The sequence below is a fragment of the Salinarimonas soli genome (assembly GCF_008386575.1).
GTDB classification, from domain to species: Bacteria; Pseudomonadota; Alphaproteobacteria; order Rhizobiales; family Beijerinckiaceae; genus Salinarimonas_A; species Salinarimonas_A soli.
In genome coordinates, this window is sequence record NZ_VUOA01000250.1 from 1 (window position 1) to 660 (window position 660).

General features: G+C 52.1%; 1 protein-coding gene. It reads right to left on the reverse strand.

Annotated features, from left to right (window positions below; translation table 11 throughout):
* A partial coding sequence (locus tag F0L46_RS27955; RefSeq protein ID WP_210247715.1) for a troponin occupies nucleotides 1-660 on the reverse strand: 660 nt, incomplete at both ends.

Here is a 660-nt window from a genome sequence, read left to right on the forward strand (position 1 = left end):
TTTGTCTTTCTTTGAGCTCTTTTAAGTCGTAGTCCTGTCTCTTTTGCCTCTTTTCGAGATCGTATTCCTCGGTCTCGAGTTTGACGATGCACTCCCAGAGTTCCTGGGCCTTCTGTCGGAGTTTGTCGACGGAGAGACCCTCGATGGTCAGCGGCTTGATGCGGATGGACAGGGAGATCTTCTTCTCCTCTTCCAGCTGCTCCTTGGTCTTGTTGCGCTCCAGCTGGGCATTGCTCAAACCGAAGTTTTCGCTCTTCTTTTGGATGGTGAAGTTGGGTCCGGTCTTGCTGGCATCTTTCATGGCCTGGAGCATAGCGTGGCGCTTCTTCTCGGCCTCCTCGAGCCGTTGGCTCTTCTCTTCGATGTCGCGCTGTTTCTTCTCTTCGATTTCGCGCACTCTCCTTTCTTCTTCTTCCTTTTTCTTTTGAGCGAGGCGCCTTTCTTCTTCGGCACGCGAAACCTTGCGCTTGGCCTGCTTCTCTTTAAGGCGTTTGAGCTCATCCTCCTCCTTGGCCCGCTGTTTGCGCCATTCGTTGATGTATTCCTTCAACTGTTCATCCAAGTCCGACCGCTTCTGGTCTTGACGCTTGATGAATTCTGGATCTCCCTCACCCTCTTGTTTAGGAGCGGGTTTCGTCTCCCCGACTTTTCCTTCTACTT